The sequence below is a fragment of the Azospira sp. genome (assembly GCF_030247495.1).
In the GTDB taxonomy this organism is placed as follows: domain Bacteria; phylum Pseudomonadota; class Gammaproteobacteria; order Burkholderiales; family Rhodocyclaceae; genus Azospira; species Azospira oryzae.
Genome location: NZ_JAOTRW010000002.1, coordinates 149,050 through 164,838 on the forward strand (window position 1 = coordinate 149,050; position 15,789 = coordinate 164,838).

The 15,789-nt window shown below is 68.4% G+C and carries 16 protein-coding genes; 13 read left to right on the top strand and 3 right to left on the bottom strand.

The annotated features are described in order from the left end of the window. Positions 1-7: 7 nt before the first annotated feature. The 9 genes from OEL49_RS00685 (at position 8) to OEL49_RS00725 (ending at position 8,765) form a co-directional block, all read left to right on the top strand. Complete coding sequence (locus OEL49_RS00685) at positions 8-454, top strand: hypothetical protein (protein ID WP_152088924.1); 447 nt, start codon at positions 8-10, stop codon at positions 452-454. Beyond that, positions 451-2,832, top strand: a complete 2,382-nt coding sequence (locus OEL49_RS00690; protein ID WP_014238127.1) for a putative bifunctional diguanylate cyclase/phosphodiesterase — start codon at positions 451-453, stop codon at positions 2,830-2,832. Before OEL49_RS00685 ends, OEL49_RS00690 begins: the two co-directional genes overlap by 4 nt. Before the next feature lie 96 nt (positions 2,833-2,928). Further along, positions 2,929-3,531: a cytochrome c oxidase subunit 3 family protein gene (locus OEL49_RS00695; RefSeq protein ID WP_014238128.1), complete on the top strand. Its 603-nt coding sequence runs from the start codon at positions 2,929-2,931 to the stop codon at positions 3,529-3,531. Between the two features lie 10 nt (positions 3,532-3,541). Continuing rightward, positions 3,542-3,832: a cytochrome C oxidase subunit IV family protein gene (locus OEL49_RS00700; RefSeq protein ID WP_043799579.1), complete on the top strand. Its 291-nt coding sequence runs from the start codon at positions 3,542-3,544 to the stop codon at positions 3,830-3,832. After that, complete coding sequence (locus tag OEL49_RS00705) at positions 3,832-4,623, top strand: CbbQ/NirQ/NorQ/GpvN family protein (RefSeq protein ID WP_014238130.1); 792 nt, start codon at positions 3,832-3,834, stop codon at positions 4,621-4,623. The genes OEL49_RS00700 and OEL49_RS00705 overlap by 1 nt, the downstream gene beginning before the upstream one ends. A 9-nt stretch (positions 4,624-4,632) precedes the next feature. Next, complete coding sequence (locus tag OEL49_RS00710; protein WP_014238131.1) at positions 4,633-5,037, top strand: hypothetical protein; 405 nt, start codon at positions 4,633-4,635, stop codon at positions 5,035-5,037. 22 nt (positions 5,038-5,059) lie between these two features. Further along, complete coding sequence (locus OEL49_RS00715) at positions 5,060-6,052, top strand: 4Fe-4S binding protein (RefSeq protein ID WP_014238132.1); 993 nt, start codon at positions 5,060-5,062, stop codon at positions 6,050-6,052. A 92-nt stretch (positions 6,053-6,144) separates the two neighbouring features. After that, positions 6,145-7,992, top strand: a complete 1,848-nt coding sequence (locus OEL49_RS00720; protein WP_014238133.1) for a nitric oxide reductase activation protein NorD — start codon at positions 6,145-6,147, stop codon at positions 7,990-7,992. A 32-nt stretch (positions 7,993-8,024) separates the two neighbouring features. Further along, positions 8,025-8,765 (top strand): Crp/Fnr family transcriptional regulator, encoded by a 741-nt coding sequence (locus OEL49_RS00725; protein WP_014238134.1) that lies wholly within the window; start codon positions 8,025-8,027, stop codon positions 8,763-8,765. 12 nt (positions 8,766-8,777) lie between these two features. Here the strand turns inward: OEL49_RS00725 and OEL49_RS00730 are convergent, their stop codons facing one another. Then, a complete protein-coding gene (locus OEL49_RS00730) occupies positions 8,778-9,512 on the bottom strand; it encodes a S1 family peptidase (protein WP_205229893.1) in 735 nt (244 codons plus the stop codon). Between the two features lie 227 nt (positions 9,513-9,739). On the opposite strand from OEL49_RS00730, the gene OEL49_RS00735 reads away from it, so the two are divergent. Genes OEL49_RS00735 through OEL49_RS00745 form a run of 3 tightly spaced genes read left to right on the top strand, consistent with a single transcriptional unit; the run spans position 9,740 to position 11,918 of the window. After that, positions 9,740-10,261, top strand: coding sequence for a PAS domain-containing protein (locus OEL49_RS00735; RefSeq protein WP_152088918.1), 522 nt, complete (start codon positions 9,740-9,742; stop codon positions 10,259-10,261). Next, positions 10,236-11,531, top strand: a complete 1,296-nt coding sequence (locus OEL49_RS00740; protein ID WP_014238137.1) for a methyl-accepting chemotaxis protein — start codon at positions 10,236-10,238, stop codon at positions 11,529-11,531. The genes OEL49_RS00735 and OEL49_RS00740 overlap by 26 nt, the downstream gene beginning before the upstream one ends. Positions 11,532-11,549: 18 nt before the next feature. Then, on the top strand, positions 11,550-11,918 hold the full coding sequence (locus OEL49_RS00745; RefSeq protein WP_014238138.1) for a response regulator: 369 nt from the start codon (positions 11,550-11,552) through the stop codon (positions 11,916-11,918). Between the two features lie 155 nt (positions 11,919-12,073). Here OEL49_RS00745 and OEL49_RS00750 read toward each other — a convergent pair whose 3' ends face one another. Next, positions 12,074-13,672 (bottom strand): nitrite reductase, encoded by a 1,599-nt coding sequence (locus tag OEL49_RS00750; RefSeq protein ID WP_287873762.1) that lies wholly within the window; start codon positions 13,670-13,672, stop codon positions 12,074-12,076. Continuing rightward, positions 13,669-14,832: a heme d1 biosynthesis radical SAM protein NirJ gene (gene nirJ / locus OEL49_RS00755; RefSeq protein WP_130458805.1), complete on the bottom strand. Its 1,164-nt coding sequence runs from the start codon at positions 14,830-14,832 to the stop codon at positions 13,669-13,671. The genes OEL49_RS00750 and nirJ overlap by 4 nt, the downstream gene beginning before the upstream one ends. A gap of 201 nt (positions 14,833-15,033) precedes the next feature. Between nirJ and OEL49_RS00760 the strand changes: the two genes are divergently transcribed. After that, the gene (locus OEL49_RS00760; RefSeq protein WP_152088914.1) at positions 15,034-15,780 is read left to right on the top strand and encodes a tRNA pseudouridine(65) synthase TruC; all 747 of its coding nucleotides are present in this window, start codon (positions 15,034-15,036) and stop codon (positions 15,778-15,780) included. Positions 15,781-15,789: the final 9 nt, after the last annotated feature.

Sequence of the window (15,789 nt, forward strand, 5' to 3'; positions counted from 1 at the left end):
GACGCCCGTGAAACCCCGCCTCCTGCCCAGCCTCCGCCTCGCCCTGGCCCTGCTGCTCCCCGCAGCCGGGCAGGCCGCCGGCGACCTGGTGGTGGTGGTCAATCCCCGCAGCGGCGTGGAAAAACTGAGCCGGGAAGACGTCACCAACATTTTCCTCGGCCGCTACCGCCAGTTCCCCTCCGGCCTCACCGCCGTGCCCCTGGAACTGCCCCAGGAATCCCTGGAGCGGACCCAGTTCTACTGGCGCCTGGTGGGCAAGAGCCCGGCGGAGATCAATGCCTACTGGGCCCGGGTGATCTTCTCCGGGCGCACCTCGCCGCCCCTGCAGCAGCAGTCGCCGGACATGCTGCTCAACACCGTGGCCAGCAACCGGGGCGCCATCGGCTACCTGGACCGCAGCCGGGTTGATGGCCGGGTCAAGGTGGTGCTGGAACTGGAGAACCGGACCCCATGAGATGCCCGCCCAAACGCAACATCCTCAGCCGGGCCGTCTGGGCCATGGCCGGGGTCACCCTGCTGGTGGGCACCCTGGTGATCGGCATCACCTGGGTCGTCACCAACCACCTGGCCCAGCAGGAAGCCAACAACCGCCTGGGGGAACTGCTCGACACCATCGAGGAGACGGTGCGCATCGCCTGTTTCATCGAAGACGCCCAGCTGGCGACGGAAGTGGCCCGGGGCCTGATCCGCAACAGCGAGGTGGCCGCCGTCAGCATCCGCAGCCTGAACCAGGAGCTGGGGCGGGAGGAGCGCAGCGGCCAGTTGTCCCAGAACAGCGCCGCCGCCCTGCGGCGGGACATCTACTCCCCCTTCGACCCCACCCGCCGGGTCGGTGAAATCGAGCTGCAACCCAACCGGGAAGCCCTGGAACAACGCACCTTCCGCGAGAGCCTGTTCGTCGGCCTGGTACTGGCCGCCCAGCTGGCCCTGCTGACCCTGGCGGTGATCTTCATCGTCCTGCGCCTCATCGTCGCCCCCATCAAGGCCATCTCCGACCGCCTGCACCTGCTCAAGCCGACCCTGGGCGAGCGGCTGCCGGCGCCCCCCGGCCACGGCGGCAACGAAATCGGCCGCCTGGTGGACGACATCAACGGTCTCACCGAGGACCTGGTGGCCGCCCTGGAGGAGGAGCACAGCCTGCGCCTGCGCCAGGCCATGGACGAGCGCAAGTACCGGCACATTTTCGAAAATGCGGAATCGGGCATTTTCGTGGCCGACGGCCAGGGCACCCTGCTCTCCCACAACCGTTCCCTGGCCCGTCTCAGCGGCCAGGAGGAGCGGCCGGGCGGCATGCCGCCCAACCTGCTGGCCCTGCCCTGGGGCCAGCCGGAGCAGACGGCGGCCCTGCTGCGCAGCTGCCTGGAAAGCAACAGCGCCCAGGAGGACGACCTGGAACTGGCCCTGCCGGACAATCCGCGCTGGCTGCACCTGAGCCTGACCCCCATCGGCGACGCCCTGGTCCAGGGCATCGCCAGCGACATCACCCAGCGCAAGCTGGTGGAGACCTTTGCCCAGCGCATGACCGTCACCGACCTGCTGACCAGCCTGGGCAACCGCATGGGCCTGGAGCAGCAGATCCGGGAAATGATCATCCTCCATCCCGAGCAGCCCTTCGCCCTGCTGCTCATCAACCTGGACGGCTTCAAGCGCATCAACGACGGCCAGGGCTTCGACGTGGGCAACGAACTGCTGCTGATGGCCGCCAACCGGCTGCGCAACTGCATCAAGGGCAGCGACTGGCTGGGCCGCACCAGCGGCGACGAATTCGCCCTGCTCCTGCCCAATGTGGAAGGCCAGGAGATTCCCGCCAAGGTGGCCCACCGCATCGTCGAGACCCTGGGCCTGGCCTACGAGCTGGGGGACACCCCGGCCTTCGTCGGCAGCAGCGTCGGCATCGCCCTCTACCCGGAGGACGGGCGGGAACTGCTGACCCTGCTGCGCAACGCCGAACTGGCCCTGGACCGGGTCAAGCGCAGCGGCGGCCGGGACTACCAGTTCTTCCACCCCTCCATGGCCGCCGCCGCCGAGAACCGGCGCCGCCTGGAGAACGAACTGCGCCTGGCGGCGGAGCGCCAGGAGCTGCGCCTGTTCTACCAGCCCATCGTGGACATCCAGCAGAACCGCCTGGCCGGGGCCGAAGCCCTGATCCGCTGGGTCCATCCCCAGCAGGGCATGGTGCCGCCGGACGACTTCATCCCGGTGGCGGAGGAAACCGGCCTGATCCAGGAAATCGGCCTGTGGGTGCTGGAAACGGCCTGCGACCAGCTGCAGCAGTGGCGCCGGGAAGGCCGGGAGGACCTGTACCTCTCCATCAACGTCTCCGGCAGCCAGATTCCCCACGGCCTGCCGCCCTCGGCGGTGATGGAGGCCCTCAGCCGGCGCAGCCTGCCCCCCGGCGCCCTGGTCCTGGAAATCACCGAGGGCGTGCTCATGTCCGACATGAAGCAGGCCCTGGAGTGGCTGCAGGCCCTGCGCCAGGTGGGCATCCGCATCTACCTGGACGATTTCGGCACCGGCTATTCCTCCCTCTCCTACCTGAAGCGTTTCCCGGTGACCACAGTCAAGGTGGACAAGTCCTTCGTCCGCGACATGGGCCAGGACAGCAGCGACCGGGCCCTGGTGGAGGCCATCGTCGCCATGACCCGCAGCCTGGGCCTGGAGGTGGTGGCCGAAGGGGTCGAGAACGAGGCCCAGCTGGCCCTGCTGCGCAGCATGGGCACCCGCTACGGCCAGGGTTACCACTTCTCCCGCCCGGTGCCCGCCAGCGATTTTCCCGCCGTCGCCGAGCGCCTCGAGACCCTGCTGCAGGCCGCTCCCGGCACCCCCGGCTAGGGCTTGGCGCCGCCCCCGGCGGCCCCGGCTACCTTTTGCCGGCGTTCTTAGCAGGTATCAAAGTCGCCCCCGGGCCCCCTTCCTATACTGGGGCCCATGGATACCCAAGCCCTTACCATCAAGCCCGCCGCCAGCGAGCGCCACCTGCCCGGTGACCTGGCCATCTGGTTCTTCATCTGCGCCGAGCTGCTGGCCTTCTGCGTCTTCTTCGCCGCCTACGCCTTCACCCGGGCCAAGCACGTGGAGTTGTTCAACGCCGAACAGCTGGCCCTGGACCGCAATGCCGGTGCCCTCAACACCATCCTCCTGCTCACCGCCAGCTACTTCGTGGTGCGCGCCGTGCAGGCTGCCGAAGCGGGCCTCAAGGACAAGGTGGCGCCCTGGCTGGCCGCCGGCTTCCTCTGCGGCTGCGGCTTCGTCGCCGTCAAGCTGGTGGAATACGCCGACAAGCTGGGGGCCGGCATCACCCTGTCCACCAGCCCCTTCTACATGTTCTATCTCTCCCTCACCTTCTTCCACTTCATGCACGTGCTGCTGGGGCTGGTGATCCTGGCCATCCTCTGGTTCCAGGCCCGCCGCGGCAACTACGGCCCGGACAACGGCACCGCCATGAACAACCTGCACAGCGGCGCCTCCTATTGGCACATGGTGGACCTGGTGTGGATCATCCTTTTCCCCCTGGTCTATGTACTGCGCTGAGAACGAAACCATGGACAACCTGACCCACGTCGCCGCCCCCTACAGCACCCGCCGCAGCACCATCGTCTGGCTGCTGCTGATCGCCGCCACCCTGGCCACCTGGACCGTCGGCGAGGAAGGCATCAGCGGCCCCGCCGCCGTCGCCAGCCTGCTGCTCATCGCCGCCCTCAAGAGCCGGGCGGTGATCCTCGACTTCATGGGCCTGCGCCACGCCCCCCTGCTGTGGAAGGGCATCACCCTCGGCTGGGTGGTCCTGGTCTGCGGCCTCATTGCTATCGCCTACTGGAAAGGAATGCCCTGATGGACATGGCCTCCACTCTGCCCTTCTACGACGCTGCCGCCGATGAAGTGGAAATTTTCGAGCACGCCTGGAAGAACCGGCTGCCCCTCCTGATCAAGGGCCCCACGGGCTGCGGCAAGACCCGCTTCGTCGCCCACATGGCGGCCAAGCTGGGCCTGCCCCTGTTCACCGTGGCCTGCCACGACGACCTCACCGCCGCCGACCTGGTGGGCCGCCACCTCATCGGCGAAGGCAAGACCCTGTGGTGCGACGGCCCCCTCACCCGGGCCGTGCGCGAAGGCGGCATCTGCTACCTGGACGAGGTGGTGGAAGCGCGCAAGGACACCACCGTGGTGCTGCACCCCCTGGCCGACGACCGCCGCATCCTGCCCATCGACCGCACCGGCGAGGTGCTGGAGGCGCCGGATTCCTTCATGCTGGTGGTGTCCTACAACCCGGGCTACCAGAACCTGATGAAGGGCATGAAGCCTTCCACCCGGCAGCGCTTCGTCTCCCTGCGCTTCGACTTCCCCGGCAGCGCCCGGGAAATCGCCATCCTGCGCGGCGAAACCGGCTGCGACGAGGACCTGGCCAAGCGCCTGGTGGCCATTGCCCAGGCCCTTCGCACCCTCAAGGACCAGGACCTGGAGGAAGCCGCCAGCACCCGCCTGCTGGTCTACGCCGCTACCCTGGTGAAGGCCGGCATGGACCCGGTCACCGCCTGCCGCGCCGCCATGGTGGAAAGCCTCACCGACGACGTGGAAACCGCCGGCGCCCTGATGGAAATCGTCAACGCCACCTTCGGCCGCTGACCTACCGCCATGGCCAGCCCCAGCGCCCCTGCAGACAACCCGGAAGGCACCGGCCTGGCCATTGCCGCCGAGGCCCTGTTCCTGGTCAATCTCCTGGCCCTGCCGGGCCTGGCCTTCGCCGCCCTGGCCTGGCTGTGGTGGCGCCACGGCGGCACGGCGCCCCTGCTGGCCCGCCAGCACCTGCAGCAGACCTTCTGGGTCAGCGCCTGGGGCGGCCTGCTCATCGTCACCCTGTCCGCCGGCTTCATCGCCCTGGGCGGCCTCAACTGGGAATGGACCTGGGTCGCCGTCATCCTCTATTTCACCTGCGTCCATTCGGCCCTGGTGGTGGGCGGCATCGTCGGCCTGGCCAGCGCCATGGCCGGGCAGCCCTGGCGCTTCCCCCTGATCGGCCCGCGCCTGCCCCGGGCCTGACGGCCCTGCCTTTCCCATTTCCATGAACCAGCGCGTCATTCCCATCATTCCGGCGGCCCAGGCCGTGGCCGGCAACCAGCGCGTGCAGCGGCAAAGACTGGCGGCCCAGATGGGCTTCTTCGTCCTCTTCGCCCTGGCGCCGGTGTTCGACCTGTTCCGCTACGACCTGGCCCGCGGCCACGCCCTCTTCCTCACCTTCGAATGGCGCCTGGGCCTGGACCAGTTCCTGGCCGGCCGCATCGGCGCCGGCGAAGCGGCCTTCAACGTCCTCACCCGGCTGTTCCTGCCCATTCTCGCCGGCGCCGCCGTCTTCCTCTGGGCCGCCTGGAAATGGGGCCGCCTCTACTGCGGCTGGCTGTGCCCCCACTTCTCCGTGGTGGAGACCATCAACCGGGTGATGATCCGGGCCTCGGGCAAGCACAGCCTGTGGGACAAGAAACCCATCTCCCCCTGGCGCCCCGACGGCACCCCGGCGCCCCGGGGCCCGATCTGGTGGCTGGCGGTGCTGCCCCTGGCGGTGGCCTTCGCCTTCGTCTGGGCGGTGGTCTTCCTCACCTACCTGCTGCCGCCCATGGAGGTTTACACCAACCTCTTCAACGGGGCACTGACGCGCAACCAGCTCATTTTCATCGCGGCCGCCACCACGGTCATTTCCCTGGAATTCCTTTTCGCCCGCCACCTCTTCTGCCGCTATGCCTGCGCCGTCGGCCTGTTCCAGAGCCTGGCCTGGATGGGCAACAAGGACGCCCTGGTGGTGGGCTTCAACCGGCAGCGCACGGCCGAATGTGCCGACTGCCTGCCGGACCGGCAATCGGCCTGCGACGCGGTCTGCCCCATGCGCCTCAAGCCCCGCACCCTGAAACGCATGATGTTCGCCTGCACCCAGTGCGGCCAGTGCCTGGACGCCTGCGCCCAGAGCCAGGGCCGCCAGGACCAGCCACCCCTGCTGCAGTGGGTGGAGGCGGAGGCGGCGCGGCAGAACGAGGCCGGATTTTCCGCGGTGGACCGGCCATGACCAGGCACCGCCCCAAGAACCGCATGGATAAAGGGCCCCAGGCCGGCGCTCAGGCCCTCGCGGCGCCCCTGGCGGCCCATTAAGGAACGGCCATGGAAGAATTCGTCGGCAAACTCTGGCACCGCTGGATCACCCAGGCCGCGGGCGGCCACTACCCCAAGGCGGCGGTCAAGCTGAAGGAAGTGGAACGCACCGCCGGCATCCTCTTCCGCGCCTTCGGCGGCGACCCCGGCCTGCGCGTCGCCGCCGCCGTCGAAGTGCGCCACGGCGCCCGCCGCCGCTGGCTGTCCCGGGTTGCCGGCAGCGACGAAAAGGCCACTCCCGCCACCCTGGACCTGGCCACCCTGCGCCTGCCGCCGGAAATCGCCGCCTTCCCCGACGCCGCCCTCAACCGGGACCTCTACCTGTGGCTGGCCGCCCTGGCCGCCGCCGGCCAGCAGCCCGGGGCTGCCGCCGAAACCGATTCCTGCCGCCGCAACCAGGCCGCCACCCGGCGCGCCCTGGCCTGCTGGCCCGGCCTGGCGCCCCGCTACCGGCGCCTGGTGCAGGCCCACCTGGCCCAGCGCCTCAACCCCGACAGCCTGCCCGCCGCCGAGCGGCCGCGGGAAGAGGCCATCCGCCGCGCCCTGCTGGAGCCGGGCAGCGTCGATGCCCTGCCCCGCTCCCCCGTGCCCTCCCGCCCGGTGATGCTGTGGCTGGGCGACTTCGGCACCGAGCCGCACGGCGCCACCCAGCCCAGCCGCGAGGCGCCCACCGAGGACCAGGCCGGCAGCCAGCAGCTGAAGGAAGAGGAGGAACGGCGCGCCCACCAGACCGAGCGGGTGGAAATGCCGACGGAGAAGAACGGCATGCTGATGATGTTCCGGGCCGAGAGCATTTTCAGCTGGGGCGAATACGTGAAGGTGAACCGCCCCACCGACGACGACCCCAACGAGGACGCGGTGGCCGCCGCCAACGACCTGGACCAGCTGGCCCTGGCCGACGACAGCGAGAAGGTGGCCTCCAAGGTGCGCTTCGACCTGGACCTGCCCTCCGCCGCCGAGGACGACGTGATCCTGGGCGACGGCATTCCCCTGCCCGAATGGGACTACCGCAAGGGCCAACTGCTGGAGGAGCATGTGCGCCTGCTGGAAGTGACGCCCCAGGCCGCCAGCGACAGCGCCCTGCCGCACCGCCTGGCCCGCACCGCCCGCCGCCTGCACCAGCAGTTCGCCGCCCTGCTGCCGGCCCGGCGCTGGCTCAAGGGCCAGCCCGACGGCCAGGAACTGGACGTGGATGCGGCGGTGCGCGCCCACGCCGACCGGGCCACCGGCAGCCACCCCACGGACAACCTCTACCTCTCCCTGGAAAAGCGGGAGCGGGACCTGGCCTGCCTGGTGCTGGCCGACCTCTCCCTGTCCACCGACACCTGGGTCAGCGACGAGGCCCGGGTCATCGACGTGGTCAAGGACGCCCTGCTGCTGTTCGGCACCGCCATGGGCGCCACCGGCGACGCCTTCGCCCTGTGCGGCTTCTCCTCCCTGAAGCGCAGCCAGGTGCGCTTCTCCCGCCTCAAGGATTTCGGCCAGAAGTTCGACGCCGCCGCCCGGGGCCGCATCCTGGCCCTCAAGCCCGGCTACTACACCCGCCTCGGCGCCGCCATCCGCCACGCCGCCAGCCAGCTGGCGCGGCAGCCGGCCAGCCGCCGGGTGCTGCTGATCCTCTCCGACGGCAAGCCCAACGACCTGGACATCTACGACGGCCGCTACGGCATCGAGGACACCCGCATGGCCATCATCGAGGCGCGCAAGCTGGGCCTGCAGCCCTTCTGCGTCACCATCGACCGGGAAGGGGCCTCCTACCTGCCCCACCTGTTCGGCCCCGCCGGCTACGCGGTGATCCGCAAGCCGGAGGAACTGCCCCGCCGCCTGCCCCTGCTTTACGCCCAACTGACGCGCTGACCCACCGCCTCCCAGGAAACGAAGGTAAGCCCATGAACAACAGCACCTGCCTCCTGCCCCCGGATTCGGGCACCCCGCCCGATCCCCGCATCATCGCCCTGCTGCGGGAAACCAGCCTCTTCGCCGAACTGGAGGAGCCCGACCTGGAGCGCCTGGCCCGGGGCGTGCGCGAGGTCGAGGCCGGCCGCGGCGACATCCTCTTCCACAAGGGCGATCCCTGCCGCGGCTTCCACCTGCTGCTGGCGGGCCAGGTGAAGCTGGCCTTCAATTCCAACCAGGGCAACGAAAAGGTGGTGGAACTGATCCACCCGGGCCAGACCTTCGGCGAGGCGGTGATGTTCATGGAAAAGCCCTACGCCCTCTTCGCCCAGGCCCTGACCCGCTCCCGCCTGCTGCACATTTCCAAGCTGGTGCTGTTCCACGAGATGGACCAGGACCCCCTGCTATGCCGCAAGATGATCAGCAGCCTCTCCCGCCGCCTGCACCACCGGGTGGTGGATGTGGAAGCCTATTCCCTGCAGTCCGGCTGGGAGCGCATCGTCGGCTTCCTGCTGCGCGGCGCCGAGGCGCCGGAGGCCGGCAGCGGCAACTGTCCGCGCCAGGCCGTGGTGCGCCTGCCCAGCAGCAAGGGCAACATCGCCTCCCGCCTCAACCTGACCCAGGAACACTTTTCCCGCATCCTGCACGACCTGGCCGGCCGCGGCCTGGTGGTGGTGGACGGTCGCACCATCCACATTCCCGACGTGGAAGCCCTGCGTCTGGCTTCGCCCTAGGCCGCGCCCGATTCAGTCCCGGGTCAGGGTCAGGAGGATGTCCGCATACCAGGCGCAGTTGAGGCCCAGGGCCTCGTCCACCTCCGCATCCCGTCCGCCCGCATCGAGGCGGGCCGAATGCACGCCGAGCAGCAGCCAGGGCAGTTCGCCCCGCCCCCCGTCGCCGTCGGGCAGACGCATCACCACCGGCGCGCCACTGGTGCCGCGGTGGGTGCGGGCATCGGTGAGGAAATAGCCCTGGCCCTGGAAGCGCAGGCCGAAGGACGAGGCCACCACCGCCTGGCGCGCCACCGGCATGTGGTGCAGCTGGTCGTGGAAGCCCAGGGGGAAACCGACGATGAGCAGGGAGCTGCCCACCTCCACCCGGTCCCGGCGACCGGCCAGATGGGCCGGCGTGAAGGCGGCATGGAGCGTGGTCGGCGGCAGGGCCGCCCGCTCGATCTCGATCGCCGCCACGTCGATCTCCCCGGCCCCGTCCGCGCCCTGGCGCCACAGGCTGCGGCCGTCCCGGTAGAGGGGAATGGAAAAGCCGGTGGCGGCGGCCAGGTTGGCCGGATCGGTATGCAGCTCGATCTCGATGCGCTCCGGATGGTGGCCGCTGGCGGCATCGCACAGCACATGGCGGCTGGTGACGAGAAACAGGCGGCTCTCGTCCGGGGCGAAGAAAAAGCCGCTGGCATTAGTCAGGGCCCGGCCGGCGCCGAAAGTGCATACCCGTACTGCCGTCAACAAAATGGATTCGATCATGATCCTGGCACCTTTCGTCCCCAGGCCAAAAAAGGCTCCCGCCGAAGGGGGCGGGCACCGCCTGGAAAGCCATTGTGGGGCAAAGCGGAGAGCCTGCCCCGGACATTTGCCGACAGGGCCCCGGCAAAAGGCAAATATCGGCCCCGCAAGCTTTCCAATCCCCGTGCCACAAGGTAGATTACGGCCCCGGGAGGTATAGCTTCTTCCAGACGAGGAGCGAGACAAAAATGAAGGATAAATCCATCGTTCCCACCAACCGGGAACGGGTCATGCGCGACAACGATTTCATCGTCAGCAAGACCGACCTGAGCGGCCGCATCACCTACGGCAACGAGATTTTCATCGAGTTTTCCGGCTACAGCGAAGCCGAGCTGCTGGGCACCCAGCACAACATCATCCGCCACCCGGACATGCCCCGGGCCGCCTTCAACCTGGTGTGGGACACCCTCAAGTCGGGCCGGGAAATCTTCGCCTACGTGAAGAACATGTCCAAGGACGGCAGTTTCTACTGGGTCTTCGCCCACATCACCCCGGACTTCGGCCCCAAGGGCGACATCGTCGGCTACTACTCGGTGCGGCGCTGCCCCAGGCGCAGCGCCATCGACAAGATCGTGCCGGTGTACCAGCAGATGCTGGCGGCCGAAAAGGCCGCCGGCAGCAAAGACGCCATCGCCGCCGGCACCAAGGTGCTGACCGACCTCCTGCAATCTTCCGGAATGAGCTATGAACAGCTGGTTCTCTCACTTTGACAAGCGGCGCTGGCCGCTCCTGATCCTGGTGCTGGCCGGTGCCGGCCTGGCCTTCCTCGACCCGCTCTACGCCCTGCCGGCCCTGCTGCTGGCGGCCCTGCTGCTGGTCCTGCCCGCCGCCTCCCGCCAGGAGCGCCTGAAAGAGCTGAACGCCCTGATGGACAAGGTGCAGAACGGCCTGCTGGTGGAGCGCATGCCCCGCAGCATCGACGATCCCCAGCTCGACGCCATCCGCATCAGCATCAACTCAGCCCTGGACCAGACCGAAACCGCCTTCCGCGAAATGCTCGGCGCCATGGCTGCCTCGACCCAGGGCCGCCCCTGGCGCCGCCTGCATACCGCGGGCCTGCACGGCACCTTCCGCGACGTGCTGGAGCAGATGCAGGGCATGCTCGACCGCCTCGACGAGGCCCGGGAATCCGTGGCCCGGGAGGCCCTGCTGTCGAAGATCTTCCTGCGTTCGGAACGGGGCCTGTCCACCGCCATCGGCCGGGTCAGCGAGGCCCTGGAAACCGTGGCCCAGGAATCGGCCCAGGCCGAATCCCTGGCCCGGGCCTTCGCCGAATCCGCTGGCGCCATGTCCGGTGCAGCCGAATCCATGTCCGCCGCCCTCGGTCAGGCCCAGACCTCGGCCCAGCACAGCGCCGAGGCCCTGCACGAGCTGGACGGCAAGACCAACGCCATCCGCCAGCTGACCGGCCACATCGACGCCATCGCCAAGCAGACCAACCTGCTGGCCCTCAACGCCGCCATCGAGGCGGCCCGGGCCGGCGAGACGGGCCGCGGCTTTGCTGTGGTGGCCGACGAGGTGCGCAAGCTGGCCGACCAGTCCCAGAAGGCCGCGGTGGAGATCACCCAGGCCATCGGCGACGTTTCCGGCGCCATGGAAGACGTCTCCCGGCGCATGGAAGAACTGGGGGGCGCCGTCTCCGACGCCCGCGGCACCGCCGACACCTTCAGCCAGGAACTGGCCGGCTCCGCCAGCTCCGCCTCCGTGGTGGAGGAACTGGCGGGCACCATCGGCCAGGGTGCCGGCAGGATGGAAACCTCCATGCGCATGGTGTCCCTGGCCCAGAAGGCCCGGGCCGACGTCAATGCCATCATCAACGGCGAGCAGGTGGAAATCGCCAGCCGCTCCGCCACCGAACGGGCAGCCCTGGAACTGGCCGCCACCCGCAAGTGGACCGAGGGCAGTGCCGAGCGGGATGCCCTGGTGGAAATGTACGACGAGCTGTTCGCCTACATCGAAAGCCAGAACGCCGCCCTCTAGGCGGTGTCTGCTCCGGCCATGGCAGCCAAGACCCTCCTGGTGGTGGACGACGTGGAGTCCATGCGCGGCATCCTCACCGCCATCGCCCAGGAGGTGGGCTTTGCCGTCAAGCAGGCCTCCCACGGCCAGGCCGGCCTGGAGATGGTGCAGGCCGGCGGCATCGACGCCATCGTCAGCGACTGGAATATGCCGGTCATGGATGGCGGCCAGTTCGTCCGCGCCCTGCGGGCGGCAGGCCACCAGATGCCGGTGATCATGGTCACCGTGGAAGCGGACCAGAACCGGGTGCGGGAACTGATCCAGACCGGCATCCAGGGCTACATCGTCAAACCCTTCAAGGCGGAAACGGTGCACCGGGCCCTGGAAAAGCTGTTGCAGCGGCTCTGACGGAACACCGCCCGGGTTACCGGGCCCCTGCCGCCCCTGGTCACATCCAGGGCGCTGCTGCCCGGCCGGGCAGTTCCCTTCCCATCACTCCTTACCCAGGCCTCCCCCACCGCCATCGCGGCAGCAGGAAAGCCCGCCGGGCTGCCGAGCCCAGCCTAGTGGCTGGTGCCTTCGGAACGGGTGATCTTGTTCCACACGTTGTACTTGCCCACGGGCTTCTTCATGGGCAGGCGCTTCACCTCTTCCAGGGTCCTGGCGTCGTAGATGATCAGGGCGCCGTCCATTTCCCACAGGCTGGCCAGGGCGTAACGGCCATCCTTGGTGAACTCGATGTGGGCCAGGGTCTTGCCGGGGACGGGCTTGAGTTCCTTGACGATCTCCAGCTTGTCCTTGTCGATCACCTGCAGGGTGTCCTTGGCCGGGCTCATCATGGAATCGACGAAGGCGTAGCGGCTGTTCTCGTGGCTGCGCAGGAAGAAGCCGGCTCCCCGGGTGACGATGTCCTTCACCGGTTTCCAGTCCTTCATGTCGATCACCGTCACCTTGCCTTCCTTGAGGTTGGTGGAGGCCATCACGGTGCGGCCCTGCCAGTTCCAGGTGATGCCGGAGCCCAGGTGAGGCATGCCGGAGAGCTGCAGTTCGGAGACCTTGCGCCGGGCATCCAGGTTCACCACCTGGCCCTTGCCTTCCCGGCTGGTGCCCATCACCTCGGAATAGCTCTGGTCGAAGAAGAAATCGTCCAGGGGATCGGTGAGGCGGGTGCGGCGGGGGTTGAGGAAGCCGGGCACCGAGACCCCTTCCTTGTACTGGTAGTCGTGCACCAGGCCGTCGTAGATGGGATGGGCTTCCGGGTCGTAGCTGATTTCCCAGACCTCGGGCATGTCCTTCATGGCGGCGACGAAGCTCTTGCGCGGGGCGGCATCGTACACCGCGGAAACCCGGGAGCTTTCCTTGCCGTCGGCGCTCTTCGCCTCCATCACCTTGATCAGGTTGAGGTCGGCGTCGAACAGCACCAGATCCTGGGGCAGGTAGTTGGCGGCCATGACGTACTTGCCGTCGCCGGAGACGGCGGCGTTGCGGGTGTTGATGCCGGCCCGCACCTCGGCCACCACCTTCAGGTTCCACAGGTCGAACTTGGTCAACCAGCCGTCCCGGGAGGCGAAATACACGAAGCGGCCGTCGGGGGAGAACTTGGGCCCGCCGTGGAGGGCGTAGCGGGACTGGAAGCGGTGGATGGGCTCCAGCTTGTCGCCGTCGAGGATGGAGACGTGATGGTCGCCCCCTTCCACCACCACGAAGAGGTTCATGGGGTCGGCCTTGAAGACGGGCTTGGGCGAGAGGGTCTTCTCGTCCACGTGCTGGATGCGGGAGGCGCGGATGTCCTTCTCCGTCCAGGTGGGCTTGGGGTTCACCGGGGCGTAGGCGTAGTCGGCCAGGGCGGCGATGTCGGCCTCGCTCAGCTGGTCCTTGAAGGCCGGCATCTGGGTGGCGGCCCGGCCTTCCCTGATGGTCTTGAGGGCTTCGGCCTTTCTCAGCCGTTCCAGGTTTTCCGGCAGCAGGGCCGGGCCCATGCCCCCCAGGCGATCGGTACCGTGGCAGGCGGCGCAGTGCTGCTGGAACAGGGCCGGGGCGTTGGCATCGGCGGCGTGGGCCGGCCGGCTGGCCAGCCACAGCGCCCCCAGGCCCAGGGGTACGGAAAGCAGCCAGAAGGCCAGGGAGGACGGCCGCCTGGCGGCCTGGGCGCGGGTTTTCATAGGGATACCTCGGTTACCTTTTTGACGCCGATTTCTTCGTCGCTGAGATAGCAGGCCGGGTCTTCGGCCCAGGGATTGCCGGTCAGCTGCTGGGCCCGCACCCGGGTGTTGCCGTTGCAGATGTTGAGGTAGGCGCAGGCGCCGCAGCGCCCCTCCACGGGCCGCGGGTGCTGCTTGAGGCCGGCCATGAGGGGGTCGGAGAGGTCGTTCCACAAGGTGGAGAAGGGCCGCTCCTTGACGTTGCCCAGGGTGTGGTGCCACCACATGGTGTCCGGATGCACATTGCCCAGGTTGTCGATGTTGGCCACATTGACGCCGCTGGCGTTGCCGCCCCACTGCTCCAGCTTGGCGCGGATGTGGGAGACCTTGTCCGGGAAGCGGCGGGCCACCCAGCGCAGCAGGTACACGCCGTCGGCATCGTTGTTGCCGGTGACGAATTCCTTGTGCAGACCCTTCTGCCGGTAGTCCCAGCAGGTGTCGAGGAGCAGGTCCATGGCCTGGCGGGTGGCCAGGTGATGGGTGTCGGTGGCCCGGTTCTTGTTGCCCCGGCCGGCATAGTTGAGGTGGGAGAAGTAGAACTTGTCGATGCCCTCGGCCTCGATCAGCTTGAGCAGGCCGGGCAGGTCGTGGGCGTTGTCCTGGGTCATGGTGTAGCGCACGCCCACCTTGATGCCCCGTTCCTTGCACAGGCGGATACCGGCCAGGGAGGCGTCGAAGGCCCCTTCCAGGCGGCGGAACCTGTCGTGGGTCTCCTTGATGCCGTCCAGGCTGACGCCCACGTAGTCGAAGCCGATGTCGGCGATGGCGTCGATATTGGCTTCGCTGATGAGGGTGCCGTTGGAGGAAAGGCCGACGTAGAAGCCCATGCCCTTGGCGCGGCGGGCGATGTCGAAGATGTCCGGCCGCAGCAGGGGCTCGCCGCCGGAGAGGATCAGCACCGGCACGCGGAAGGCCTTGAGGTCGTCCATCACGGTGAACACCTGCTCGGTGTTCAGTTCGCCGGGAAAATCCTTGTCGGCGGAGATGGAGTAGCAGTGCTTGCAGGTGAGGTTGCAGCGGCGCACCAGGTTCCAGATCACCACCGGCCCGGGCGGATTGCGGCGGGGGCCGACGGTGCTGGGGGTCACCAGCTCGTCCATGAATTGGGAGATGCGGAACATTTTTTCTTCCCTGGAGATCGTGGCTGCCATTGAACGCGGGAAGAAATGGGGCGTCGTTGATACGCATCAAGACAGCTGCGGGATGGGCGCCAGGGCGGCCTTCGGCGGATGCGGGGAGGCCGGCGGGAAGCCCTCGGGCAGCAATTCCTGCTAGGATGCCCCTCCCCTTTGCCACCACCGTTACCGAGGAAAACCGAGCGGATGCTGCCGATTATCTACCGCGACGAGCACCTGATCGCCATCCACAAGCCCCCCGGCCTGCTGGTGCACCGCTCCCTGGTGGACCGGCACGAGACCCGCTTCGCCGTGCAGCTGCTGCGGGACCAGATCGGCCAGTGGGTCTACCCGGCCCATCGCCTGGACCGGGGCACTTCCGGCGTGCTGCTGTTCGCCCTCAGCAGCGACATGGCCCGGGAACTGGGGCGCCAGTTCGAGGCCCAGACGGTGCACAAGACCTATGTGGCGGTGGTGCGCGGCCATCCGGAGGAAGCCGGCGTCATCGACCATGCCCTCAGCCGCCAGTTCGACGACGGGGAATGGCAGGGGGAGCGCATGAACCGGGAGCCCCAGGCCGCCCTCACCCGCTACCGGCGCTTGGCCACGGTGGAACTGCCGCTGGCGGTGGACCGCTATCCCAGCAGCCGCTACGCCCTGCTTGAACTGGAGCCGGCCACCGGCCGGCAGCACCAGCTGCGGCGCCATCTCAAGCACATCGCCCATCCCATCATCGGCGACGCCACCTACGGCAAGGGCAAGCACAACCGCTTCTTCGCCCAGCACTTCGCCTGCCCGCGCCTGCTGCTGGCCTGCCTGCGTCTGGAAGTGAGACACCCGGCCAGCGGCGCCCCCCTGCTGCTGGAAGCGCCCCTGGAGGGCGATTTTGCCCGGCTGGTGGCCGAGCTGGGCTGGGCCCAGGCCCTGCCGGCGGGGCTCGCCGGCCAGACCTGAGACACGGCA

Coding starts and splice junctions, on each gene's coding strand:
- OEL49_RS00690 (WP_014238127.1), top strand. CDS start 451: ATGAGATGCCCGCCCAAACGCAACATCCTCAGCCGGGCCGTCTGGGCC.
- OEL49_RS00695 (WP_014238128.1), top strand. CDS start 2,929: ATGGATACCCAAGCCCTTACCATCAAGCCCGCCGCCAGCGAGCGCCAC.
- OEL49_RS00700 (WP_043799579.1), top strand. CDS start 3,542: ATGGACAACCTGACCCACGTCGCCGCCCCCTACAGCACCCGCCGCAGC.
- OEL49_RS00705 (WP_014238130.1), top strand. CDS start 3,832: ATGGACATGGCCTCCACTCTGCCCTTCTACGACGCTGCCGCCGATGAA.
- OEL49_RS00710 (WP_014238131.1), top strand. CDS start 4,633: ATGGCCAGCCCCAGCGCCCCTGCAGACAACCCGGAAGGCACCGGCCTG.
- OEL49_RS00715 (WP_014238132.1), top strand. CDS start 5,060: ATGAACCAGCGCGTCATTCCCATCATTCCGGCGGCCCAGGCCGTGGCC.
- OEL49_RS00720 (WP_014238133.1), top strand. CDS start 6,145: ATGGAAGAATTCGTCGGCAAACTCTGGCACCGCTGGATCACCCAGGCC.
- OEL49_RS00725 (WP_014238134.1), top strand. CDS start 8,025: ATGAACAACAGCACCTGCCTCCTGCCCCCGGATTCGGGCACCCCGCCC.
- OEL49_RS00730 (WP_205229893.1), bottom strand. CDS start 9,512: ATGATCGAATCCATTTTGTTGACGGCAGTACGGGTATGCACTTTCGGC.
- OEL49_RS00735 (WP_152088918.1), top strand. CDS start 9,740: ATGAAGGATAAATCCATCGTTCCCACCAACCGGGAACGGGTCATGCGC.
- OEL49_RS00740 (WP_014238137.1), top strand. CDS start 10,236: ATGAACAGCTGGTTCTCTCACTTTGACAAGCGGCGCTGGCCGCTCCTG.
- OEL49_RS00745 (WP_014238138.1), top strand. CDS start 11,550: ATGGCAGCCAAGACCCTCCTGGTGGTGGACGACGTGGAGTCCATGCGC.
- OEL49_RS00750 (WP_287873762.1), bottom strand. CDS start 13,672: ATGAAAACCCGCGCCCAGGCCGCCAGGCGGCCGTCCTCCCTGGCCTTC.
- nirJ (WP_130458805.1), bottom strand. CDS start 14,832: ATGTTCCGCATCTCCCAATTCATGGACGAGCTGGTGACCCCCAGCACC.
- OEL49_RS00760 (WP_152088914.1), top strand. CDS start 15,034: ATGCTGCCGATTATCTACCGCGACGAGCACCTGATCGCCATCCACAAG.